Origin of the sequence: [Borrelia] turdi, assembly GCF_030439285.2 — a bacterium.
Lineage (GTDB): Bacteria > Spirochaetota > Spirochaetia > Borreliales > Borreliaceae > Borreliella > Borreliella turdi.
Map to the genome: position 1 here is coordinate 409,365 of NZ_CP124018.1, position 24,563 is coordinate 433,927.

Annotated in this window: 20 protein-coding genes and 1 pseudogene; 13 read left to right on the top strand and 8 right to left on the bottom strand. The window is 27.3% G+C overall.

Features of this window, described 5'->3' with window-relative positions:
• Window positions 1-235: 235 nt before the first annotated feature.
• Window positions 236-895, top strand: coding sequence for an ankyrin repeat domain-containing protein (locus QIA31_RS02500; RefSeq protein ID WP_301394123.1), 660 nt, complete (start codon window positions 236-238; stop codon window positions 893-895).
• Window positions 896-904: 9 nt separating this feature from the next.
• Here QIA31_RS02500 and QIA31_RS02505 read toward each other — a convergent pair whose 3' ends face one another.
• A complete protein-coding gene (locus QIA31_RS02505; RefSeq protein WP_301394124.1) occupies window positions 905-2,428 on the bottom strand; it encodes a hypothetical protein in 1,524 nt (507 codons plus the stop codon).
• 124 nt (window positions 2,429-2,552) lie between these two features.
• Here QIA31_RS02505 and QIA31_RS02510 point away from each other — a divergent pair, with 124 nt between their 5' ends.
• A complete protein-coding gene (locus QIA31_RS02510) occupies window positions 2,553-3,740 on the top strand; it encodes a dicarboxylate/amino acid:cation symporter (protein WP_301394125.1) in 1,188 nt (395 codons plus the stop codon).
• A 26-nt stretch (window positions 3,741-3,766) separates the two neighbouring features.
• On the opposite strand, the gene proS is transcribed toward QIA31_RS02510, so the two are convergent.
• Together proS and QIA31_RS02520 are read right to left on the bottom strand one after the other, a co-directional pair.
• Window positions 3,767-5,233 carry a proline--tRNA ligase gene (gene proS, locus QIA31_RS02515; protein WP_301394126.1) on the bottom strand — a complete coding sequence of 489 codons (1,467 nt, stop codon included), beginning with the start codon at window positions 5,231-5,233 and terminating at the stop codon, window positions 3,767-3,769.
• Window positions 5,234-5,285: 52 nt separating this feature from the next.
• The gene (locus QIA31_RS02520; RefSeq protein WP_301394127.1) at window positions 5,286-5,963 is read right to left on the bottom strand and encodes a DUF2259 domain-containing protein; all 678 of its coding nucleotides are present in this window, start codon (window positions 5,961-5,963) and stop codon (window positions 5,286-5,288) included.
• 213 nt (window positions 5,964-6,176) lie between these two features.
• Between QIA31_RS02520 and QIA31_RS02525 the strand changes: the two are divergent.
• The 3 genes and pseudogenes from QIA31_RS02525 (at window position 6,177) to QIA31_RS02535 (ending at window position 7,741) form a co-directional block, all read left to right on the top strand.
• Window positions 6,177-6,517 (top strand): annotated as a pseudogene (locus QIA31_RS02525) (hypothetical protein).
• A complete protein-coding gene (locus QIA31_RS02530; RefSeq protein ID WP_301394129.1) occupies window positions 6,514-7,119 on the top strand; it encodes a DUF3996 domain-containing protein in 606 nt (201 codons plus the stop codon). Before QIA31_RS02525 ends, QIA31_RS02530 begins: the two are co-directional and overlap by 4 nt.
• A 10-nt stretch (window positions 7,120-7,129) precedes the next feature.
• Window positions 7,130-7,741: a DUF3996 domain-containing protein gene (locus tag QIA31_RS02535; RefSeq protein WP_301394130.1), complete on the top strand. Its 612-nt coding sequence runs from the start codon at window positions 7,130-7,132 to the stop codon at window positions 7,739-7,741.
• Window positions 7,742-7,792: 51 nt separating this feature from the next.
• Here QIA31_RS02535 and manA read toward each other — a convergent pair whose 3' ends face one another.
• Window positions 7,793-8,908, bottom strand: a complete 1,116-nt coding sequence (gene manA / locus QIA31_RS02540; protein WP_301394131.1) for a mannose-6-phosphate isomerase, class I — start codon at window positions 8,906-8,908, stop codon at window positions 7,793-7,795.
• Window positions 8,909-10,786, bottom strand: coding sequence for a fructose-specific PTS transporter subunit EIIC (locus QIA31_RS02545; protein WP_301394132.1), 1,878 nt, complete (start codon window positions 10,784-10,786; stop codon window positions 8,909-8,911).
• A gap of 170 nt (window positions 10,787-10,956) precedes the next feature.
• Here QIA31_RS02545 and QIA31_RS02550 point away from each other — a divergent pair, with 170 nt between their 5' ends.
• From QIA31_RS02550 to QIA31_RS02560, 3 genes are read left to right on the top strand one after another with little or no spacing between them, the layout of a single operon-like run.
• The gene (locus QIA31_RS02550) at window positions 10,957-11,586 is read left to right on the top strand and encodes a hypothetical protein (protein ID WP_301394133.1); all 630 of its coding nucleotides are present in this window, start codon (window positions 10,957-10,959) and stop codon (window positions 11,584-11,586) included.
• On the top strand, window positions 11,583-12,464 hold the full coding sequence (locus QIA31_RS02555) for a DNA/RNA non-specific endonuclease (RefSeq protein ID WP_301394134.1): 882 nt from the start codon (window positions 11,583-11,585) through the stop codon (window positions 12,462-12,464). Before QIA31_RS02550 ends, QIA31_RS02555 begins: the two co-directional genes overlap by 4 nt.
• Window positions 12,461-13,240 carry a hypothetical protein gene (locus tag QIA31_RS02560; RefSeq protein ID WP_301394135.1) on the top strand — a complete coding sequence of 260 codons (780 nt, stop codon included), beginning with the start codon at window positions 12,461-12,463 and terminating at the stop codon, window positions 13,238-13,240. Before QIA31_RS02555 ends, QIA31_RS02560 begins: the two co-directional genes overlap by 4 nt.
• Here QIA31_RS02560 and QIA31_RS02565 read toward each other — a convergent pair.
• Window positions 13,228-13,848, bottom strand: coding sequence for a diacylglycerol/polyprenol kinase family protein (locus QIA31_RS02565; protein WP_301394136.1), 621 nt, complete (start codon window positions 13,846-13,848; stop codon window positions 13,228-13,230). The genes QIA31_RS02560 and QIA31_RS02565 overlap by 13 nt on opposite strands.
• 236 nt (window positions 13,849-14,084) lie before the next feature.
• Here QIA31_RS02565 and QIA31_RS02570 point away from each other — a divergent pair, with 236 nt between their 5' ends.
• The 5 genes from QIA31_RS02570 to QIA31_RS02590 all read left to right on the top strand — a co-directional run bounded on the left by QIA31_RS02570 (window position 14,085) and on the right by QIA31_RS02590 (window position 19,066).
• Entirely contained in the window at window positions 14,085-14,942 is an 858-nt protein-coding gene (locus QIA31_RS02570; RefSeq protein ID WP_301394137.1) for a protein-glutamate O-methyltransferase, read from the top strand.
• A gap of 32 nt (window positions 14,943-14,974) precedes the next feature.
• Window positions 14,975-16,102 carry a chemotaxis protein CheB gene (locus QIA31_RS02575; protein ID WP_301394138.1) on the top strand — a complete coding sequence of 376 codons (1,128 nt, stop codon included), beginning with the start codon at window positions 14,975-14,977 and terminating at the stop codon, window positions 16,100-16,102.
• Between the two features lie 24 nt (window positions 16,103-16,126).
• The gene (locus tag QIA31_RS02580) at window positions 16,127-17,341 is read left to right on the top strand and encodes a TraB family protein (protein WP_301394139.1); all 1,215 of its coding nucleotides are present in this window, start codon (window positions 16,127-16,129) and stop codon (window positions 17,339-17,341) included.
• Between the two features lie 38 nt (window positions 17,342-17,379).
• Window positions 17,380-18,015 carry an adenylate kinase gene (locus QIA31_RS02585; RefSeq protein WP_301385634.1) on the top strand — a complete coding sequence of 212 codons (636 nt, stop codon included), beginning with the start codon at window positions 17,380-17,382 and terminating at the stop codon, window positions 18,013-18,015.
• A gap of 73 nt (window positions 18,016-18,088) precedes the next feature.
• On the top strand, window positions 18,089-19,066 hold the full coding sequence (locus QIA31_RS02590) for a hypothetical protein (RefSeq protein WP_301394467.1): 978 nt from the start codon (window positions 18,089-18,091) through the stop codon (window positions 19,064-19,066).
• Between the two features lie 21 nt (window positions 19,067-19,087).
• Here QIA31_RS02590 and QIA31_RS02595 read toward each other — a convergent pair whose 3' ends face one another.
• A complete protein-coding gene (locus tag QIA31_RS02595) occupies window positions 19,088-20,011 on the bottom strand; it encodes a GGDEF domain-containing response regulator (protein ID WP_301394140.1) in 924 nt (307 codons plus the stop codon).
• A gap of 15 nt (window positions 20,012-20,026) precedes the next feature.
• A complete protein-coding gene (locus tag QIA31_RS02600; RefSeq protein ID WP_301394141.1) occupies window positions 20,027-24,511 on the bottom strand; it encodes an ATP-binding protein in 4,485 nt (1,494 codons plus the stop codon).
• Window positions 24,512-24,563: the final 52 nt, after the last annotated feature.

Sequence of the window (24,563 nt, forward strand, 5' to 3'; positions counted from 1 at the left end):
AGTATTTTACAATATAAACTACACATAATAAAATACCAACTCAATTTTAAAATTGTCAAAATTTTTATAAATATTAACTTAATATACCCACATTTTTATTAATACCAGCCAATACAAAAAACATTGAAAAACAATCTTATAATAACCTATAATAAATATTAATCTAATACTTTTATTAAAAAAGCAATCATCTAAAGTTAAATACTTTATTAAAGGAATGTAAAACTTACAAAACATGAAAAAAGAATTCATTATACCTTTACTGTTATTCCAAATAATAATGAATTTAAATTCAACAACTGCCAATACAAATATTTCAATAATAAAAGAATTGCAAAAAAATTTGTATGTTTTCAATAGCAAAGAATATCAAAAAAATAAAGACACTTTAAATAAATTTGTAAATTCAATAAATATAAACGACAAAAAAACCTTACAAAATCTAGAAAAAATCAAAAATGATCTTTTTATAATATCTGTTTTTTTCAGCAATAAAAAGGGGGTTTTAATCGCACTAAATCTTGGGGCAGAAATAAACCTTAAACATAAAATATCTCCAATTTCAATTTCGATAATAAATAATGAATTTGAAATTATAAAAATATTGGTGGATTATGGGATAAGCCTTAATCAAATAGATAATACCGGTCATTCCCCAATATTTTGGGCAATATATACTAATAACGAAAAAGCATTTGAATTTTTAAAAGAAAACGGAGCCGATTTAAGCTCTACACTTGAAAATAGAAAAACACCGATGCAAGCCGCAATAGAAACAGAAAACATTAAATTAATTAAATCTCTAGAAAAGAAAAAAATTTACATTGACGACAATTACAAAAAAGAAATTAAATCGCTGAAAAACAAAGAAATAATTAGAATTCTGGTAAAATAGAAAATAAATTTAATACCCATCAGATACTTGAATATTTTTATCTTTATCAATAAGATCTTTGTATATAAAGGATTTTTTAGCAAGTGACTCTTTTAAATTTTTAGAAAAGGGTAAATTTCTCCACATTATGCCGCGCACCAATTTCTCAAGTTTTTGAATTCCTTTACTTTCCTTTTCTATCCAAATAAAATAATCTTCTAGAAAAAAATTTTTAATATTTCCTTTTTTAATAAATTTAACATAATAATCATAATATTGACCTGTAATTCCTGTTTCCATCCATCTATAAGAAGCTTGTTCTTTTGCAAGTTCCCAAACAAAATCACCAATACCTAAAATAACCGCTTTTTTTAAGTTCTTAGCATACATGGGGATTAATATTTTACCCCTTCCATTTGCTCTATTTTTAACATCAATTGATTCCCAACAAATTCCTTTATCACCATAAGAAGGTATTAATATAAAATAAGGAACCACTCTGAGCAAATCTCCTCTATACGCTTTTTGAAAAAGCCTGGGCTGAATATCTTCAATTTCCCAAACAAGCTGCATAATTCTTTCCCTGCTGCCGAAAAATTGAGGATTAGGAACTACATTATTTTTCAAAAGAATGGGGAAATGATTACCCCTTGGCCCTATTGCAAGCTTATTAGCACTTCTTATAACTTCAACTTCATCATATGCAATAGTTGATTCATCAGACATTCCAATATTATTCATTTTATTTTGAATTTCAAAAAGCTCCCTGTTAGCATTTTCAATTTTATTGATAAAAACATTGATATCTCGATTTGATTTAATAAGATCATCAACATAATCACCAGCAAAATTTAAAGGCTTTAAAATCGAATTAGCATAAGGATTTCGTACTCCGTATTCAGACATATAAGTTAAATCGTTTTGGCTATTATTTGAAAATAAAAATTCAAACATACTTTTTAACTTACAAAGAGCTTCTTCTCTGATCTTATCAGCTCTCTTGAGACTACTCTTTGCAAAATCAATATTTGCCAAAAGCTTTTCTTTTTTGTTAAGTAAAATTTTTTCCATATCTTCTTCTTTAAAATTATCCATCGGCAAATCAGTTGCTAATCTACTAAGCTTAAAACTATTAACCCCATAAAGCCATTCATCAAAATAAATAAAAGACTCATTATAGCGATTGTCCCAAATAGTTTTTGAAATTAATAACTGAATTTCAGATCCAAGTGCATTTGGAATAAGAGCAGCAAATCTAAATAAAATTTTCTGCTCTATGGTCAATTTTGAAATATTTTTTGCAATTGATCTGAGAAAAGACCAATACATGTTAATCACTTGATTATATTTTAAAACCCTATCAACCTCTTCTGACTTCGGATTTAAATAATCTACTAAAACTTTATGAAGTTTGAGACCAATCTCTTTACTACTTGAAATAAGATTCTTATAAAAATCTTTAGTAAAAAATTGCTTATCATGCTCTTCTAAAGTTAAAATATTTGGTAATCTTGAATCTAAATCTGTATCTACAGAATCAGGATATTTATACAAAAAACCCCCAAAACACCCACAAGCAACACAAGTACAATTGTAACTCTAAAGTTTATATTTACAAAAAAATTTAGTACTATTTATTATACACAATGTATCTTAAATCTCTGAAAGGAAAAATCGTATGAATATAAAAATCAATTTTTTTTTCACTCTATCTATTGGAATCTTTTTGGGATTATTTTTCCCCCTTGGAATTTACAGCTCTTTATCTCATGCTTTTATAAGATTATCATACTTATCTCTTATTCCTTTTTTAATATTTTCAATCCCATTAGGAATTGAAAATATTATTGAAAATAAAAACTTTAAGAAACTCTTTAGTAAAACAATTTATTATGGAATTTTAACCAACCTATCTGGAGTTGCTATATCAATAATAGCTGCAATAATATATCTTCCACAAAGAATTCCAATACTAGAAAAAACAATACAAAATACACATTTTTTTGAAAAAGAAGCTTTATTAGAAACATTTTTCCCAAAAAATATTTTCAAAATATTTACATCTAGCAATCCAAATCTACTGAGCATCTATATGATTTCAATAATAATAGGCACCAGTTTTTATTATGCAAAACAAAAAGGTAGAATAGCTAGAGAACTTATGCTAAGCGCATCCAATCTTTTTTACCATGCCAATGGATTTATTGCAAATATATTAAATATAGGAATCATTTTTATAGCAGCAGATTATATTACAAGCTTGAAAAGCTTTAAAGACTACCAAAATTATATAAATAGTATAACATTCTTTTTGACATGGACGATTATCATTTTATTCGTAATATTGCCAATAATTAGTTATAGATTAACAAAAAATTTTAAAATGATATATAAAGGGATTTTTGTATCATTTCAAAACATAATATTTTCAGGACTATCAAAAGATTCTTACTCTCCTTATGTGATATTAATAGAAGATATTAAAAATGAAAGAATAAATATAAAAAAATCTATAATTATAAACATACCCCTAATAAATTTTGTTTCTAAATTTGGAACTATTTTTGTTTCAGTAATATCATTTTTTATAATTTTAAAATCATATTCTAGCCTACCTATTTCTATCTACGAAATAAGCTACATGAGCACTTTATCATTTTTTTTTGTTCTTGCATTTCCTCATATACCAAGCAGCTTAATTTATATAATTACAATGCTTTGCTCTACTTATACAAAAGGAATAGAGCTAAATGTTTCTAACATAACGCCAATGCTTCCAGTATTAATCTCTTTAGCCTTGCTAATCGACTTTGCCTTTAACATTGCAATCATTCACATAATAAACTTTAAAGAATTAAAAGATTAATAAAAAATCAATTAAAGTCAAACAAATTAATAAGATTTGGCAAATAAAACAAAGTATTTAGCCCTAGAAGAACAATAAATACAAGTCATGCCTGTTAAATCTTTAGCCTTAAAATCATCAGGAATACATCTTATTGTAGCTTTAGTTTCATTTTTAATGATATTTTCACAATTCAAACAACCACACCAACAAGAAAGCACAAATCCAGAATAATCATTCAGATAAGCTTTGAATAGCTTATAACTATCCTTACCATTTCTAAAAATCTCTTTAGTGTTTAGGTTCCTAAAATTCAATGCTTTTTTAAATAAATCATTTTGCATAGAATCAAGTTCTACCTTAACCTTACTAACAAGAGAATTAAGCAATATTTGATACTTAAATTTTCTGTCTTTATCTCTTCTTACAAGAGTAACAGAATTTAAAAGGATATCATTTATTCCTACTTCAAGACGTATTGGAATGCCTTTAAACTCAGCAGCAGAAAATCTAAATCCTGGAGAACTTTTAATATCCTTATCAATTTCAACTCTAAATTCTGCTTTTTTTAAAGTACACACAATACAATCAGAATAATCCAAAATTTTTTTATTAATCTCATCTTCTTTTTTAAAAATAGGAATAACAATGATTTCTATAGGAGCAATGCGAGGCGGCAAAATCAAGCCTTTCTCATCAGAATGAACCATAATTAAAGCACCAATCAATCTAGTAGAAACACCCCAACTACTAGCAAATACATGTCTCATCTTGCCATCTTTGTCTTGAAATTTTACATCAAATGCTTTTGCAAAATTTAAACCTAAATAATGAGATGTGGCGGCTTGAAGCGCTTTTTTATCTTGCATTAATGCCTCAATAGAATAAGTAGAAACAGCCCCTGCAAATTTTTCCTTTTCAGATTTTTTACCACAAAAAACTGGAATGGCTAAATAATCTTCCATAAATCTTTTATATAAATTTAAAATAAGCAAAGTTTCTTCGATTGCCTCCTCTTCAGTAGCATGCGCGGTATGTCCTTCTTGCCATAGAAATTCAGTAGTGCGCAAAAAAGGCCTTGTTCTCTTTTCCCAGCGAATAACATTTGCCCATTGATTAATTTTAAGAGGAAGATCTCTGTAAGACTTAATCCACTTGCTATACATATTCCAAATAATTGTTTCAGAAGTGGGCCTTAAAACCAAAGGCTCCGCCAAGATCTCTCCGCCAGCATCCTTAATAATAGCAAACTCAGGCGAAAATCCATCAATATGATCCTTTTCTTTTTCTAAAAACCCATAAGGAATAAGCATTGGAAAATAGGCATTCTCATGCCCTGTCTCTTTAAATTTTTCATCAAGTATACTCTGAATTTTGCTCCAAATAGAATATCCATAAGGCATAATAACCATACACCCTTTTACAGGACTATAATCAGCAAGTTTTGCTTTTTGAACTATATCTAAATACCACTTAGAATAATCATCTTCTTTTGATGCTATAAAATCATTCATACATTATCCTTTTTAAAGCATTACACTTCTTTAAAAGACTAAATAATTATATTCAATATTTTTTAACTTCAACCATAAACCGTTTATACTTATTCCCATAAGAATTTAACATGATTTTTTCTAAAACAAAAACAATTCCATCTTCATCTGGAAATAAAAAAATCTCCCTTATTTTATAATCAATAACATTCTTTCTATAAAAATTCCCTCTTCCAACAGTCAAATGTTTTTCTAGAGTTGAATTACAATATCTAACAGATAAAAAAATATTAAAAGAAGAAGAAAGTTCTTGAGAATTAATATCCTTATTTACAAAAACTTGATATTCGTTTCCTGTTTTAAAATCAACAAAATTTAAAAAATCTGTTTCTGGAATTTCACTTTTAATATAAAAATAAATTTCTCGTCCTCTTCTTAAATGATTAATTTTAAATTCTTTAACTTTAAAATTAATCATCTTTAAAAGTTCATAAAGACTTTTATCATAGCTGTCTGAATACTCAATATGCTCCTTAAAAATCCTAGAATGCGCTCCGGAATTTGCAAAATTATTTTTAATAACATCAACAAAGTACACAGCAGAATAATAATATCCATTTTCAAATCCGTATTCACCAAACATAAAATACTGATCATTACTAGAGAATCCTAAATTTTTAAAAAAAATATTTTCTGAAAATCCCAATAAAAAAGAAAAAAAATAAAAAAAAACGATATACAGTTTAATCATAAGCTTTATATAAGTTTAATAACAACAAATCATATACCAAACTTAGTATAACTGATTTAGTCTTAATTAAAATAATATCAAACAGCATTTCAAATTCAAAACTTTGATATATTATTTGTTTATAGATTAAAAACTTAATATTCAAATTTTTGGGATAAATTTTTGAACAAAAAGAATGATAGCCTAAAATTAACTTTAAAAACTTTCAAGCAAATGAAGTTTTATTGCAAGCGTTTTAAAATAAAGCATTACAATAAAAGCTATTTATTACCAATTTATCAATTTATATTTTTTTTAAAGACCAAACCCTTATGCAAACAAACAAGATTAACATCAACATACAATCAAGTAGTATAATAATATCTGTATTTGTAATTAAAAATTTTTTGACAAGCAAAACTTTGACAAACAAAACAATAAAAAGTTTAACAATAAAGTTTTGCTATCAAAATAAACAAATAAATATTAATATTTTTAATTTTTTATGCTTTATTAAAAATATTGTAAAGATAATATCTAAAATTATTGGATATAAAAAAGGAGAATTTCAATGAGAATGCTATTAGCAATAATAATATTTATATTAACAACAGGTTTATTAACTGCTCAATCAAAAAGCAAATCTATGATCGAAGATGACTTTGATTTTGAGAAACTTCTTACAAAAGAAGAGTCTGTGCGTCATTTATTTGGCATAGGCTTTGGGGTTGGACATCCGCTTACAAACATTACAATATCTGTTCCATATGTAGACATAGACCTTGGCTACGGAGGATTCATAGGGCTTAAACCCAACAATTTCATGCCCTATGTTGTGGTGGGAATAGATCTTTTATTTAAAGATGAAATACATAAAAACACTATGATTTCCGGAGGTATTGGAATAGGCGCAGATTGGTCAAAAGGAAGTCCTGAGAAATCAAATATTGAAGAAGAAGAAGAAAATGAAACTCAACAAGCGGCTTCTCTTCAAAATAGAATAGGAGTTGTAATAAGACTACCCTTGGTAATAGAATACAGTTTTCTTAAAAATATTGTGATTGGATTTAAAGCTGTTGCTACTATTGGAACAACTATGCTATTTGGCAACCCACTGTCATTTGAAGGAGCTAGATTCAATTTCTTGGGCACGGGCTTTATAAAAATATATATATAATGGAGAATAAATGATAAAAAATTTTAAAAAAATATATATCTTAACATTAGTATTAGGTGTATTACAACTTTCTTTTGCATCTGACAATTATATGGTCAGATGCAGCAAAGAAGAAGATTCAACCACCTGTATTGCAAAGCTTAAAGGTGTAAAAGAAAAAAAAAGTTACGATCTATTCTCAATGGGCATTGGAATAGGTAATCCTATTGCAAACATTATAGTTACAATTCCTTATGTAAACATTGATTTTGGATATGGGGGTTTTATTGGCCTTAAATCAAACAATTTTGAAAATTATCTAAATGGAGCAATAGATATTGTTTTTAAAAAACAAATTGGACAATACATGAGAATCGGAGGCGGCATTGGAATAGGCGCTGATTGGTCAAAAACATCTCTTATACCTCCCAATGAAGAAAAAGAAACTGATTATGAAAGAATAGGCACTGTTATAAGAATTCCTTTTGTAATGGAATATAACTTTGCAAAAAATTTATACATAGGATTCAAAATTTACCCCGCACTAGGACCAACAATCTTACTAACAAAGCCAAAAATTTTATTTGAAGGAATTAAATTCAATTTTTTTGGATTTGGATTCATAAAATTTGCATTTAATTAACCAAATAATTAAATTGGTATTAAAATTAAGCTCACATAAGTAAGCTTAATTTTAATCAAAACCAACAATAAAAGCTTGACCATTCCCATTAATAAATAAGTTTCCAGATTTTCTGCCTATAAAAATGCTCTCACCCTTGTTAAGATCTAAAGATTTATTTATGCTCACGCGCCCATCTAAAACTAGCAAGACCATTGCACTATTTCTATTTATACAAATGCTCTCATTTATTTTTTTTTGAATTAGTTTCAAATTAGTATTTGGAAGTCTAAATACAGTAAAAACATTTTGAAAATCTGGATTTAAAAATGACACCTTTCCTTCCTCGAATTGACCAACTCTTAACATCTCTTCTTTATCAATATACTTACTAGTAAGTCCAGCTCTAATAACATTATCTGAATTGGTCATAAGCTCAATACAGTCTCCCTTAAGATATGCATGCACCTCTTGGCTATTCGTATAAACAACTTCTCCTGGTCTTAGTTTTAAAATATTCATGCCCAAAAATACCAAAAGACCCACATCCACACCATAAATATTGTAAATTTCATTAAACCAATAACCTCTAAAACTATCAATAAGATTCAAATTTTTTAAAATTTTTTTAATACTCCTCTCAAGTTCGTGGGTTTGCAAATCAAAAATAGTCTTTACAAAGTCTTTATGCGATTGAAAGTCGAAATTTAATTTCAGAATTTCACAAATTTTTTTAATCTCACTCAAAGGCAAAAAGCCTTTAAGTGCATAAAAATCGCTCAAAGCATAAATAAGTTCAATTTTGGGATTTTTGTCTTTATATATTCTTCTAGGATCATCAATATCTATTCCTTTATTATTCTCTAATTCATATCCTTTTAAGGCAATATCTTTAGAAGGATGAATTTGAATAGATAAAGGCTTATTTGCAGATAATACTTTAAATAAAAAAGGAAATTCGTCACTACTGCCCAAAAGCTCTTTATGCTCTTCTAAAAAATCACTTAAAAACACATATTCATTATTATGTAAAATCTTACTAGAAAATGTCTTGTGTGCTCCAAGCCACATTTCAGCCTTAGGCCTTCCATCAATCTTATTGCCCAAAAGATTGGGAATAAAACTAATCCCTCCCCAATCATATTCTTTAATATTATTTTGCATTAAATAAATATTATCTTCATTCATTCATTCAGATTCCTTTGATTTTAAAGATTTCAAAAAAATTACCAAAGCTGTTGCAACTGCAACTCCAACAGCAATTGCAATAATAAACTCAAATTTATTATCAACAACAGGAAGCACTATTGGCCCTCCGTGTGGAGCATGATTAGCAACGCCTAAAAAAGCAGCAATAATGCTTGACGCGGCTCCTCCCGCTACTATCGAAGGAATTACCCTTCCAGGATCACTAGCAGCAAAAGGGATAGCGCCTTCGCTAATACCAATAAATGAAATTAAAAAGGCTATTTTGCCAGATTCTTTTTCTTCATTTTCAAATAATTTAGGCGCTAAAAAAGTTGCAAGCCCCATGGCCATAGGAGGGACAGGAATTGCTACTGCTACCATCCCCATTATTTCTGGCACTTGAGGGATTAGACCCACACCAAAAAGAAATGCCACCTTATTAAAAGGCCCACCCATATCAACAGTAATCATTGAACCTAATACTAAACCTAAAAAAATTTTACCCAACACGCCAAAAGTTTCTGAATTATTCTGCAAAGATTTAAGCCCACCCTCAAGCACCCCCATAAATTCTCCAATATAAACACCGACATACAACATAAAAAAGCCTACAACAATAGTGCTTATTAATGGAATCACAAATATAGGCATAACAGGCCTCAACCATTCAGGAACAGACCTTTTTGCTAAAACCCTTGCAACATAGCCTGCAAGAAATCCTGCAAATATTGCACCTAAGAAACCTGCTTTTACATTTCCAGACATTACTCCACCAACAAGACCGGGCGCAAGACCAGGCTTATCGGCAATTGCCATTGAAATAAAACCAGCAAGCACGGGCAACATCATTCCAAAGGCCACAGAACCAATATCTGAGATTTGCTTATAAAATGGATACTCAGAAAAATTTGGCCCATCGGGTCCAATCCCAACAAAGGCAATACTAAGGGCAATTAAAATCCCCCCTGTCGCAACAACAGGAATCATTGGAGATACTCCACTCATTAAATATTTATAAAAACTACCTTTGCCTGTTGCAATCGAACCTTTAGAACTGCTATTAACACTAGAGTCTTTACAAAAAAATACCGGAGCATTAAACGCCTCCTTAATAATATTCTCCGTATTGTTTATCGCTTTTACAGTTGAAACTTTATAAACTCTCTTACCTTCAAATCTCTTTTCATCAACATCCTTATCAACAGCAAGTATTACAATAGCCGCATTCCTAATTTCTTTTTCTGTTAAGGCATTTTCAATACCAATAGATCCTTGGGTTTCAACTTTAATGTTGTAACCCTGCTTTTTAGCTTCATTTTCAATTTTCTTTGCTGCAATATATGTATGAGCAACTCCAACAGGACAAGCAGTTACAGCCACTATATTCTCTGTTTTTGTAGCTCTAGAAACCTCTTCTTTGACTTTTCTCTGAATATTCTCCATATAATAATAAATGTCATCAGCAGTAACGATCCCACTTAAAGCCTTTTGAAAAGCATTATCTTCAAAAAGTTTAGCTATAAACGCAATCGCCTTAAGATGTTCATTACCTTGTTGTTTTTTTGACATACAAATCAAAAATATCAAATTAACAGGGGGGTTATCTTCAGACCACTTAACTCCAGGACCTTTAATGTAAAGCAATGAAATAAAACTGGTCTTAACAACATCTCCTATAAAATGAGGAATTGCAACCCCATTTTCCCAAGAAGTATCGCCTATTTTCTCTCTATCAAGAATTCCTTTAAGAAACTCTTTTTTACTATCTACATATCCTTTATCATTGATTTTTTCAACTAAAAAATCAATTACATCTTCTTTTGTATTTATTTCTGGCAAAATAAATACAAGATCTTTTTTTAAAAAATTAAAAAACATAAATGTCGTCTCCTAGCAATTAAACATATTGTATAATATACAATAAAATAGCATATTACAGACACCTAATATAAAAATTTTTTTATACCAAACAGTAAAATTTTCACCACATACATATTGTAATATTGAAAAGACAGCGCGATTTTTATATCATTTAAAACAATCTGTTTATGAAAAAAAATCCAAACATCTGTATTTCCTTAACACTACTCATCATTTCCACTTTAAATGTGATAGCCAATGAAGAAAGTAATACTAATGAAAAAAATAACCACTCCGAACAAAGCTCTAATTTTTTTAGCCCAGAAAGAGGGTTTACATATTCAACAGGGATTGGAATTGGAATTGGATTTTTCCTAAACTCAAATATTAAACATCTTATTTTTAGACCTTACTACATATTCTCTAATAATACTTTTGATTTTTTAATAGTTGCTATGATATTAACAAAAGAAAATCTTAATATTCTTCAAAAAATGCAATACTTTAAATCTTATATTGGGGGAGGAATAAACTGGCACATTGCAAACTTAATTAAAAAAACAAAATATTTTTCTTCTACTATTGGCATAGGCAGTCGTTTTTACTTGTCTACAAACTTTATAGGAGACATCCAATTTTATGAAAAATTGCCTTATGTAATAGAGCCTTATATGTTTATTGAAATTTCTACAAAAAATGCAATCCCTTTAATGGAATTAGACTTTAAAATTGATTTTTTATTTTTAGATACATTTAACATTTCTTTTAATTTCACCATTAGATATAATTTTAAGGACAAAAAAGAGATAAAAACATGAAAAAAAGATCAAAATTTTTTCTATATTGTTATATTTTATGTCTAACAGGATTTTTATTTTTTTTCTTAAATCCAAAACTCCTAAAACAAATCAAACACAAAATTTATGACTATTTAGAGATAATAGAAAATAAATATATTGACATTACAAAAGTTATTCCAATAAAAGAATCCCAATTAATTCCAAAAGGATATCTTACTACCCAAATAATAAACAAAAAACACTATACCTTGGGATATGCTGAAAGCGCAAGACAATCCGAATGGGCTGCTTATCCGCTTAAAAGAGAAATGGTAGAGCTAGCATTGACTTTGTTAAAATCAAAAAAAATAAAAAGAAGTCTTAAATTTTTTGAAGATATCAACATTAAAGGTACCTTTCCAAAACTTGAAGATTACTTTAAAAGCGGTTATGACAGAGGGCATATAGTAAGTTCTGCGGACATGTCTTTTTCTGAAAATGCAATGAAAGATACATATTTTTTATCAAATATATCACCTCAAAAAAGCGAATTTAATTCTGGAATTTGGCTAAAACTTGAAAAACTAGTAAGAGAATGGGCAATCTCAAAAGGATATATATATATCATTAGTGCCGGAATTTTAATGGAAAATAAAGGATTTATCGGTAAAAACAAAATTTTGATACCTAAAAATTTTTATAAAATAGTATTAGCAATTAATAATAACAATTTTTATGACATAATCTCTTTTATTATCCCAAATGAAAAAGCAAAAGACTTGAATTTGAAAAATTACGTTGTTAACGTAGATTCAATTGAGAAAAAAACAAAAATAGATTTTTTTGAAAAACTTGATTCAAAAATTAAAAAAAAGATCAAAAAAATACAAAACACGCACTCTTGGGGGTTTAAATGAAAAAAATATTTACAAAATTAAACGCTTCTATTAATCTTTTTCTCTTTATAATTTTTCTTTTAGCAACACTAGTTATCCTGATTTTCTATTATAAAATAAAATATAATGAAAATTATCAAAATTATTTTCTAGAAATTTACAATAATAATTTTATAATATTGATTAATAAATTCGCCATCTTTATTGCTGGAATAATAGGCTCACTATGGTCATATATTAACTACAAAAGAACTAATAATATACAATTTATACTTTTCTATTGTTTTATTAGTTCATATACATTAGAGCCTATTTTGATCTCTGAAGATTTTTTTTTAAGTAATAACTTAAATTCAAGTTATTACTTATTTACAAAATTTATCCTTTTTGTAAATACTTTTTCATTATTAAATTTATTTTTTCTAAGTCTATATATATGCGATTTCAAAATAAAATCAATACATTATACAATTTATATTATTATGACCTTTGCATGCATATATAGCTACACAATGCCTATTAATTCGTACGAAAATAGTCAAAACTACGGCATTTTTAAAATCGAAAGTATAAAATTTTACATAGATGCATTTTTGTTGCTTATTTTAATAAACTTCATGGTAGCCTTTTTAAGAAAAAAAAACTTTGACTATTTTTTACTTTTTGTTTCAATGCTTTTAATATTAAGTGGAATTTACTTAAATTTGCTAAAAATACCTTACGCTTTTATCCCAATTTCAATTGGGATACCAATCTACTTAAAAAAATCAGGAAAAATTTTCTTTTACTGGCTATAAAAAAAGAAAGTCAAAAAATAAGAAGAAGTTGAAACAGCAAGTGGTAAAAATAAATTATCATAATTAGCGGCATCAAAAAGTTCTACAAATACTGCTAAAATTCCAAGAATTAAAGCTGTTGTTAAATAAGGAAAAAAATAATAATATGAAAAAAAAGTAGCACAAAATACTACAAGGCTGCCAGAAATCGTTTTATCGTTTACAAGCCTAAAAGAAGGGATTAACTTTCCAGCAAGACTTGCAAATCCATCACCAAGACATACTGAGAATATTCCAATATAATTAAAGGGCTCCATAATAAAACAATATGATATCAATATACTTAAAAACAAAAAAACAGGAGAAAAAGATATTTTATTGGGCAATATTTTCCTTGATTTTAATATTATGTCTGAAATATTTTTAAAGAAAAATAGTTTTTTTTTTGTAATTCTAAAAACTTCAGAACTTAAATATAAAATCATAAAAAATATATTAAAAACAAATCCTATCCAAAAATTCATTCCATAAAAAAATAAAAATATTAAACTGGAAATATGAAAAAATTTTCTAAAAATTTCATACTTAACATCTTCTCTAAAGATTGTTCTTTTAAGCCCATTAAACATCATTCAATCTTTATATTAATTGGCATTTGTAAAATTTTTTCCAGCACCTATCAATTTCTTATTTACTAGTGGAAATAAATTAAAATACACAAAAACCTTTTTATAAATCTAAGTCTTATAATAAAATTATTTATATTAATTTTACAATTTTTTTTAAAAAAAATATTCTTACCTAGAGATTTATTATAAATAGGCAATACTTATTATAAAGAGAATAATTAAGCGGGTTCCCAAGAATGCTGGAAATTGAAAATAAACTATTTTTAAAATTTTGTAACTTTATATACAACAACAGCGGAATGCGTTTTGACGAAAAAAATAAATTTGTTCTTCAAAGCAGAATTAATGACGCAGTACGAGAACTTGCTCTTGAAAGTCCATCACAACTTTACGATTTAATAATTAGTGAAAAATTTAAAAAAGAATATTTTTTAGATTTAGTAACAACTAATTTAACAAGATTTTTTAGAAATTCACTCCATTTTCAAACTTTTGAAAAATTTGTAATTCCTAATTTAATTAATATTAAAACCATAGAAAAAAAAAATAGAATCGTTGTCTGGTCTGCAGGATGCTCAACAGGAGAAGAGCCTTATTCATTAGCATTTGTACTCAAATCAAAACTTCCAAAAGAAATAGATTTTGTCATTATTGCTTCTGATTTAAGTTTAAAGTCTTTAATGATAGCAAAAGAAGGATATTACTCATCAAATAAATGTGAAAATATTCCTAAAGAATACCGACACTATATATATTCTTACTCAAATGGATATAAAATTAAAAATGAAATCAAAAATCACATAAGATTTGATTATCATAACCTAAACTTTGAAAGTAATTTTTCACAAATTGATGTTATTTTTTGTAGAAATGTATTAATATACTTTGATGAAAAATCAAAAATTAAAGTTCTTAAAAAATTCTACAATAACATGTCTAAAAACGGTTATTTGTTTATAGGACATTCAGAATCACTTTTTGGACTTAACCTTCCCTTTAAATTTTTAAAAACACCATGGGCAATAATATATGAAAAAAAAGATACTAGCTGCCAAAAAGAAAAATTTAAATTACAAAATAAATATAAGTTATAATTTAACAAGAGTTAAATAGGGAAAAAGTAACAGTGGAAACAAAAATTTCTGTACTCATCATAGAATACTTTGCTGTAAAGAGAAAGCTTATATCAGACCTTATTAATTCGTCTCCTAAACTTCAAGTCATTGCAACTGCTTCTAATGGTAAATTCGCAACAAATAAACTTAAAAAACATAACCCTGAAGTAATATTAATGAATTTAGAAGAAAACAATATTAAAGATATTCTCTTTTTGGAGAAAAAAAACAATATAAACAAAACAATACCAATTGTCGTCACATCTTCAAATCAAAACCTAATAAATATTGCAGCTTTAAAGGGCGCTGATGATCTTATACTAGTATCTAAAAATAAAAAATCACATGAAAATAAAAAAGAACAAATTATTAATTCTCTTTTGACCTACGGATCAATATCTATAAAAAACAAAATTGTCTGCAATAAGGGTATAAAAACAAGTAACTATGAAAGAGCTAACTTTTTTCTAAATCACAAAAATGACATTTTCTCATTAACTCAAGTCGAAGAATATACAAAAGAAAAAATATTAAATGAAAAAGAAATAAAAAAACTTAAACTGAGAAAATTTGACATAATAGCAATTGGAGTATCAGCAGGGGGGCCTGTGGCCTTGAAATCAATATTGCCAGAAATACCTGAAAGCTTTCCACCAATAATAATTGTTCAACATATGCCTAAAGGATTTACAGAGGAATTTGCAAAAAATCTTAATAATCTTTGCAAAATATGCGTAAAAGAAACCACCAATAAAGAAATATTAAAGCAAGGGCATGCATACATAAGCTCGGGTGGATATCATACGAAAATCAAAAAAATAGATGGAAATTATCAAATACAAACCTTCGATGGTAAACATATAAATGGCCACAAACCATCTATTGGGGTATTATTTCAATCTATTGCAGAGATCGCAAAAGAAAAAGCAATTGCCTTAATAATGACTGGAATGGGAAATGACGGATCAAGAGAAATTGGCGATATTAAAAAAGCTGGCGGACTAACTATTGCGCAAGATAAAGAAAGTTCTATGGTTTTTGGAATGCCAAAAATAGCGATAAAAGAAAACAATATAGACTATATAGTTCCACTAAACCATATGGTAAAATTATTAAAAGCTATACTAACTAATAGCTAAATTTTTTAAACAAGGAATATTTTTTTGGATAACAAAAAAGAAAACACCAAGACGAAAGACTGCTTTTCCCATGTAAGTAAATTTAATATACAAAATAAGACAATATATATACTTGGAACTGCTCACGTGTCAAAAAAAAGCTCAGAAGATACTGCAAATTTAATAGAAATCTTAAAACCAAACTATATTGCCGTTGAACTTGATGAAGCTCGCTATCATTCAATCTTAAACACCGATGAAAATGAAAAATGGAGAAACTTAGATATAGATAAAGCATTAAAACAAGGAAAAGCTTTCTTTCTCATAATAAATATAATTCTTTCTAATTTTCAAAAAAAATTAGCAAAAGAACAGGGAATAAACCCTGGAGAAGAAATGAAAACAGCTATTTTAAAAGCTAAAGAGCATAATATTCCACTAATTCTTTCTGACAGAAAAATTGAAACAACTCTAAAAAGAGCCTGGATATCTATTCCAATATTTGAAAAAATAAAAATAATCTCAAGCCTTTTTTCCCTAACAGATACAAAAATTACAAAAGATGAAATTGAAAAACTTAAAGAACAAGACGCTCTTTCAAAAGTAATGGAAGAACTTTCCAAAGAAATCCCAAAAGTAAAAAAAGTTTTAATTGATGAAAGAGACGAATTTATTACAAATAAAATACTTGAAGGAAACGGCATTATTCTGGCTATTGTAGGCGCAGGCCACGTCAACGGAATAATGAGAAATCTAAAAGACATAAGCCAAAATAAAAAAATAATAAATATTGAAGAGCTCGACAGAATACCTAAAAAACATTTTTCATTTAGCAAAGCGCTATCTTATTTGATTGCAATTTCAATAATTTTACTAATAGTAAGCTCTTTTTACTTTAAAGGATTTGATTTTGCTTTTAAAAATTTAAAGCTTTGGATAATATCTAACTCTTTTTTTTCAGGTATTGCATCCATCTTATTAAAATCTCACCCTTTAACAATTTTAACAGCTATTATAGGTTCTCCAATATTCTCCTTAATACCATTTGTAGGAACAGGTATGGTAGCAGGACTTGTTGAAGCTTACATAAATAAACCAAAGGTCAAAGATTTTGAGAACCTGCAAGAAGAACTATCAACAACAAAAGGATATTTCAAAAACAAAGTTACAAGAATTCTATTAATAGTACTCTTTGTAAACCTTGGATCTACAGTTGGAACAATTGTGGGGCTTAAATTTTTATTAAATGTTTTCAAATAAACCCTTAAAATAATAAATATATAAACAGGAGTACATATATGGGACTTGTATTTTTAGGTCCTCCAGGTTCTGGAAAGGGAACTATTTCAAAAATTATTTCTAACGAATTTAAATACCATCACATTTCAACAGGAGATTTATTTAGAGAAAACATTTTAAATTCTACAGCTCTTGGAAAAGAAATAAAAAAAATTGTTGAAAAAGGAGAACTGGTCCCCGACCTAATTACAATCAAAATAGTAGAAGACAAAATTAAAGCTATTGAAAAAAACAAAAATTTTATTTTAGATGGATTCCCGCGTAATATTTGTCAAGCAAGAGCTCTTGACAAATTTTTGCCAAATGTAAAAATAATAAACTTTTTAATTAATGAAGAATTAATAATAAAAAGACTCTCGGGAAGAAGAATCTGTAAATCTTGTAATAATATTTTCAATATATATACCCTAGCTACAAAAACCAATAACATTTGCGACGTTTGCGGAGGTGATCTTTACCAACGAGAAGACGATAAAGAAGAATGCCTAAAAACAAGACTTAAAGAATATAAATTGCAAACAAAACCACTAATAGAATTTTACTCAAAATGCTCTAGAATTAATAATATTGATGCATCTGTTAAAATTGATGAAATCAGAAAAAAGATAATTAGAATAATGTTTAGAAAAAATTAAATGGAAAGGGTATTTAAAATGAAAATGTTGTTTAAAAAAAAAATACTTTTGCTTATTATTTTTACAAGCAGGAATAATTCTTGCCCAAGATCAAGACTTAGAATTCAATAATGAATATTTTTACTTTAATTTTCAAGCTGCTTATTATCCTCCTCACGAGCTAGGAACAAATGGGGGAAACTTCTCACAAAGCTTTAGACATCCTAACTTCCAAAATATTGAACCAATTTTAAAAATTACAGAAAATTATTGGGGAGGAATAAAATTAATATCATACTTAGGATACTATAAAAATTTTAAAGCCTTACACAATCCTAATTCTATGTTTTTTAAAAACAATGGCATAGACGTTGACTTAAATATTGGATTGTCTCCTGTAAGCATCTCATTTAAAAGCATACTAAGTTTTACTCCTATTGCTTTTTTAAATTTATATGCATCAAACGAAATTGGTATGGGTTGGGAAGCTTTTGGATTTAAGGGAATTGGTGTACACATTAAAAACGGGAAATATTCAAATACTATTGAATTTTATTCAGAAATAACAGCCGGGGGGCGATTCCAATTTGATTTAACCGCTATTTTTCAAGAAAAATGGACACATATTATTACGGTTATTGGCAATGATTTTACATACTTAATCAATCCTCATGCAAATAAAGATCAACTTTGGAAATATAAAGCAGACGATGGTAAAAATATAAATGGAATGCTAATAAAGCCTTATGCTCTTTTAGCTTACAAAATGCCAATACCCCTTAACACCATAGGTCTACTTTATGAAGGGAAAACACAAATTGGCAAAGAAAGAAACATAAGCTCGTGGAAAAACAAAGGTTGGGGAAGCGACATTTTTTATCACAATATTTCTATTATTGCTAATTTTGAAGTTGTCAAATCTTTAACAATTGGCCTTCAATTAAAATTATCTACAAATCCAATATATACAGGCAATACAGCAGGACTAGCTGATATTTCAAAAAGAATAGCAACTGGTAATTCTTACTTTTACTACGATTCTATTGGAATCTCTGTAACTTATAAATACTAAAGTCTAATAAATATAAAAATTTTAATATCTAAACTGATTTCTTCCAGAAACTTTAGCCTCATAAAGCTTGCTGTCAGCAAGCTTTATGATATTAGTAAAATTATTATCAATAGGAATTTCTTGAGCAAGCCCAATTGAAACAGTTACAATGCTAGAAATACTACTATACTCATGAACTATTCTTAAGCACTTTATATCATTAATCATTGTTTTAATAATACTAATCATTTCATCTAGACTCTTATTAACAGAAAAAAAAATAAATTCTTCTCCTCCGTATCGAGCAACGTCTATTTTATATTTTAAAGAAACCCTATATAAGGCTTTAGCAATCAATTTAAGACACTCATCACCATTGGTATGGCCATAATTATCATTGTAATTTTTAAAATTATCAATATCTAACATCCCAACAATTATTATTTCTTTATTATCTAAGGCTTTAATCCACGACTTAGAAAATTTATCCATAAAAAATCTTCTGTTTGGAATTTGAGTAAGCCCATCAATTCTAGATAAGCTTTTAAAATAATCTCTTAATCGTTTTAATTCAAGATGAGTTTTAACCCTAGCGTCAATTATTCGACTATTAAAAGGCTTTAAGATATAATCTACTCCGCCAACGTTAAATCCTTCAAGTTGAGCATCTGTAGAACTTCTTGAGCTAATGAAAATTACAGGAATATCTTTAGTATCAGGATCGCTTTTTAGCTTTCTACATACTTCATAGCCATTAATATCTGGAAGGCCTATATCAAGGAGTACAAGATCAGGACTATCTTTTTCAACCTGCTTTAAAGCATCAAGTCCGTTTGTTGCAACTTCAACCTCATAAGAATCTTGTAATATATTTACCAATAAATCTAAATTGGTTGGAGAATCATCCACAATTAAAAGCTTTTGATTTTCTACTTCAAAAGCTTTATCTTTAATTATCATTTCCACTACTAATATCTCTTACTAATATCTCTTATTGCTAAACATCTCAATAATCTCTTTAAGAATTTTAGAGCTCTCAACAAATTTATATAATCTTAAGTTCCTGCGAAGATCACTAAATAATACTTGAATATTATCATCTAAAACATACTTTTCAATGCTCTTAAGAATTTCTTTATATTCTCTTGGCTTTCTAGTTTTAATACCAATTAAAAGTTTATTGAGAAGGTTTAAAAATTGATCATTATTTTTAAAGTATAGCTTATTCTCGCTAACAATCTCAGGCTCAAACAAAACATTCTCCTTTATGTCGCTTATTAGTTGCAATAAATCATTTTTTACAAAAGAATACATTTTCTTAAGTTCATAAATTGAATCTTTGCTTGTTTCAATTTTTTTAAAATCTTTATACAATTTGCTACGCATATTAGAAAGAGCTCCAGATATTGAATGAGATATGTCCCTAATTAAAGATAAATTTTCATCATCAAAAGCTTTTTCTAAATCAACAATATTAATAGAGATAAAATCAACAAGTCCCCTACATAATTCAGAATATGATGCATATGAAAGATTTAATTCTTTTAAAGCCCTATTAACATCTAAATTGGGAAACCTAACAAGTTTATTTAAATCTTTATTCTCCCAAATATCATCAACTTCAAGCTCTAAATATTTTTTTAATATAATTTTAATTGAACTTATGTGTATTGGCTTTGAGATATAATCATCCATCCCACTTTCAAAACACTTCTCTTTATACTCTTTCAAAGCATGCGCTGTTACAGCAACCAAAACACATGCCTTTAAATTCTTTGCCTTTTCAAATTTTCTGATTTCTTTAGCCACCGAAAATCCATCATATTTGGGCATTCGTATATCAATAAAAGCAATATCATATTTTTTATCTTTTAAAGATTGTAAAGCCTTTACCCCATCATCTACAATATCAATAAAATTTTCATTAATACCTATTACAACAAGAATATCTTTCAACACTTTTTGATTTACTTGATTATCTTCAGCTATTAACACATTAATAGGATCTTTTATCTTAAAAGCACTATCTATTGGAACTAAATCTTCAAAATCTATTTCTGTTTTAAACTCTTTTTTAGAAAGAATAGAAGATATGCTAAGCCCCATTAAAGGCTTTTTAACATGAATATATTTTAAATTTTTTAACGCTTTATTATCCAAATAATAAAATAAAAAAACAATTTGTATATTAGAGTTTAATCTTTCAATATCATTAGCAAATCGAATACTATCTTCAATAGTATCGTTATTTACATTTATACAAACAAAATTATAAAAAGAGTATTCCTTAAAAAATTTATAAGCATCCTTAAAAGACGCCACATAGTGTAAATTAGAAGAATAGCCTAACAAAGCCGAACAATCCTCAAAAATTTTAATAGATTTTTGACTCAAGAGCACATTCAACACTTTATTATTGCTATCCATTGATTGAAATCTATTGATTGATAAATTTTTACTTTTAAGCTCACCACCCAAAAAAAACGGCAACATAAATGAAAAAGTTGTACCCTCACCCACCTTGCTATCAACAGCAATACCAAGTCCACCCATTAGCCTTATAAGTTCTTTAGATATTGACAATCCTAATCCCGCACCCTCATGAACCCTTGAAGAAGAATCATCCTCTTGTTTGAATATTTCAAATATCTTAGAAAGATTCTCTCTTTTAATACCCTTACCTGTATCTATTACTTTAAATTCAACTGTAACCAATACCCTATTACCATCAACTCTTATTCTATATACTTCTTCGTAGTTCAAAACAATAACACCATCATCTGTAAACTTAAAAGCATTGCCTATTAAATTAATTAAAACTTGTTTAATTTTTACAATATCACCTTTTATATAATTATTAAAAATAGATTTAGAATAAGAGAATAAATCAATATTTTTCTTTGCACATTGAGATTGAAAGGTTTTTAAAACCGTTTCCATTTCACTCTCTAAATCAATCTCTTGACTATCAATATGTAACTCATTGACATCTATTTGAGACAAATACAATATATCATCAATTAAAGAGAGTAAAGAATCAGATGAATAATTTATCATCCTAACATAGTCTTTTTGAACATCCGTAAGAATAGTGGTGTCCAAAAGCTCCGTAGCTGCCATTATTCCATTAATGGGCGTACGAATATCATGACTAATGTTTGCTATAAAAATAGTTTTAGCAGTATTAGCAGCTTCTGCAATCTTTTTTTTATTCATTATAAAAGAATATTCTCTTTTCTGTTCAAATGATAACCTGAACAGAAAAATTATTACAAACCCTAAAAAAGTAAAATAAAATATAATGACTGTTAAAACCAAAAATTTGAGATTTTTAAATCTACTACCTTTAGATTTATAATAAACATCAAATTTCCAATCATTTAAATATATCTGACTATCAGCATTCGAGCGCATAACAACTTTTTGAATAATTTCTTTTAAGATATAATCCTGATTATAAATAGCAAGACTCAAATCAAAAACCAAATCTCTAAAAGTAGGAAGTTTTTCAACATCGACAATATTTAATTCTTCAAAAACAGCAGTAGCTGTATACTCATCGCTAATAATCCCATCTATCTTTCCCTTATAAAGAAGAAGTAGGGCTTCTTTAAAACTACCTACCAGAATAAGCTTTGATTTAATGTTAGAAACCAAATTTTTACTATATAAAAAATTAAGTATAGCAAACCCCTTTAAAGATCTAGATGGAAGCACCCTTTTTTTATTTGAAAAAATAAAAAGTGGAATTCTAGAATTTAATTCTATATTAAAAACATTATCTAAATCTGAATCGAGCGCATTAGTATTTAGCATATCAATTTTTCCAGATTTGATTAATTTTTTGAGATCCAAAATACTGCGCGCTTCAATTACGTTAAATTCTAAACCCGAAAACATTCTAATCTTATCAAGCAAAAATTGATTTATTCCTTTGTAACTATTTGCTTCAACATAATCTATTGGATACCAATTTTTAACAGCAAGATTTAATTTATTATTTTTTAATAGCCAAATTTTTTCTTCTATATTAAATTTAGCCTTATTCATAATTTTATAACTATTTATTCGAGAGCTATTAATCTCTTCTTTATCCAACCAATTTTTATCTATTTGAAGCAAAGATTCAAATGAAATATCATCAAATATAGAGTTAAGAATATATCTAATAACCTTATAAACCCTGTTATCAATGGCTAATACTAAAAACCTATTTTTATTAAAAATCGAATCGTAAGATTTTAATCTGCCGTTATATCCATTTAATTTTAATAAATATTTTGTTGTTATTGAATTTTCTATAAACCCATATGAATTATTAACAATATCTATAAAGTTATTAACAATATCTTGATTCTTATTTAATTGGATATTATTAAAATCAAAATCAATAAACTGAGAATTTATTGGACCGATATTATTATTTAAACCTTTAGAATAAAATTTAAAATTAAGAGGATATATTGGCTTACTTACTACATAATTAACATTTTCAAACACACTATCATTGCTAATAATTCCTCCAAAAATGCCCACTGATTTTCCATCTAATGACTTCTTAATATCCTCTTTGGAAAATCCTTTAAAAATGGGCTTAAAAATGTGCTGCCTTGAAATAAGATTCCACAAATCTACTAAAATACCAGACAACTTTCCCTTTGAATTAATAAAACTTAAAGGTGGATAATCATTATATAACCCAACATCAATAAAATTACCCTTAGAAGTACTGTCTAAAAAAGAAACAACATATTCATCAGGAATTTTCATCAAATACGAAAACAAATCTAAATTCAAATTCTTTATTATCTCAGGAGCATTTCTACTAATAGCCACTCTATTCTTGACACTATAAAAAACATCTCCATTAAAAATTGCAAGATCTTCACCTAAAACACCCTTTGCAATATAAGCTAAAGTCTTACAATCGCCATATATATAATCAACTTTATCATTTTTTAAAGCTAATACTAGCTCTTGAACATTGTCAACCAAAAAAATGGTGTTAACACCTCTTAGTCTCAAGATATCTTCATATATTGTATTTTTAACAACTCCTATATTAAAGTTAGATAAATAGGCTGAATGAATATCTTTATATTTTTTATTAGGGCTTTTAGAAAATAAAATTGAAATACTCCTAGCAAGCTCACTTTTAAAGTAAAAAAAATCATTTAATTTTGAATTATAAGTTAATCCTAAATATATTGCTTCGTCTTCGATTTTCCCTTCATTTAAATTATCAACAGGTTCAATTCTAATATCAACATTATTATCTTTTGCCCATTTATCTAAAATAGAAAAAATAAGCCCGACATATTCTCCTTTATTATTTTTATAGTAAAAAGGAAAATATTGACCTACAAACTTAAACTTAAAAGTATCTTTAGAAAATAAATTGGCATTGACAAAGCAAACCAAAAGCAAAATTAAAAAATTAATACTTAAAAAGCTTGCTTTTTTCATGTTATTTTAAAATTTCCTTATTAAAATATAACAATTTTACTAATGTGCAAAA

What these genes read in the sequence shown, in the direction of transcription:
- QIA31_RS02500 (WP_301394123.1), top strand. Translation starts at nt 236, where the DNA reads ATGAAAAAAGAATTCATTATACCTTTACTGTTATTCCAAATAATAATG.
- QIA31_RS02510 (WP_301394125.1), top strand. Translation starts at nt 2,553, where the DNA reads ATGAATATAAAAATCAATTTTTTTTTCACTCTATCTATTGGAATCTTT.
- proS (WP_301394126.1), bottom strand. Translation starts at nt 5,233, where the DNA reads ATGAATGATTTTATAGCATCAAAAGAAGATGATTATTCTAAGTGGTAT.
- QIA31_RS02520 (WP_301394127.1), bottom strand. Translation starts at nt 5,963, where the DNA reads ATGATTAAACTGTATATCGTTTTTTTTTATTTTTTTTCTTTTTTATTG.
- QIA31_RS02530 (WP_301394129.1), top strand. Translation starts at nt 6,514, where the DNA reads ATGAGAATGCTATTAGCAATAATAATATTTATATTAACAACAGGTTTA.
- QIA31_RS02535 (WP_301394130.1), top strand. Translation starts at nt 7,130, where the DNA reads ATGATAAAAAATTTTAAAAAAATATATATCTTAACATTAGTATTAGGT.
- manA (WP_301394131.1), bottom strand. Translation starts at nt 8,908, where the DNA reads ATGAATGAAGATAATATTTATTTAATGCAAAATAATATTAAAGAATAT.
- QIA31_RS02545 (WP_301394132.1), bottom strand. Translation starts at nt 10,786, where the DNA reads ATGTTTTTTAATTTTTTAAAAAAAGATCTTGTATTTATTTTGCCAGAA.
- QIA31_RS02550 (WP_301394133.1), top strand. Translation starts at nt 10,957, where the DNA reads ATGAAAAAAAATCCAAACATCTGTATTTCCTTAACACTACTCATCATT.
- QIA31_RS02555 (WP_301394134.1), top strand. Translation starts at nt 11,583, where the DNA reads ATGAAAAAAAGATCAAAATTTTTTCTATATTGTTATATTTTATGTCTA.
- QIA31_RS02560 (WP_301394135.1), top strand. Translation starts at nt 12,461, where the DNA reads ATGAAAAAAATATTTACAAAATTAAACGCTTCTATTAATCTTTTTCTC.
- QIA31_RS02565 (WP_301394136.1), bottom strand. Translation starts at nt 13,848, where the DNA reads ATGTTTAATGGGCTTAAAAGAACAATCTTTAGAGAAGATGTTAAGTAT.
- QIA31_RS02570 (WP_301394137.1), top strand. Translation starts at nt 14,085, where the DNA reads ATGCTGGAAATTGAAAATAAACTATTTTTAAAATTTTGTAACTTTATA.
- QIA31_RS02585 (WP_301385634.1), top strand. Translation starts at nt 17,380, where the DNA reads ATGGGACTTGTATTTTTAGGTCCTCCAGGTTCTGGAAAGGGAACTATT.
- QIA31_RS02600 (WP_301394141.1), bottom strand. Translation starts at nt 24,511, where the DNA reads ATGAAAAAAGCAAGCTTTTTAAGTATTAATTTTTTAATTTTGCTTTTG.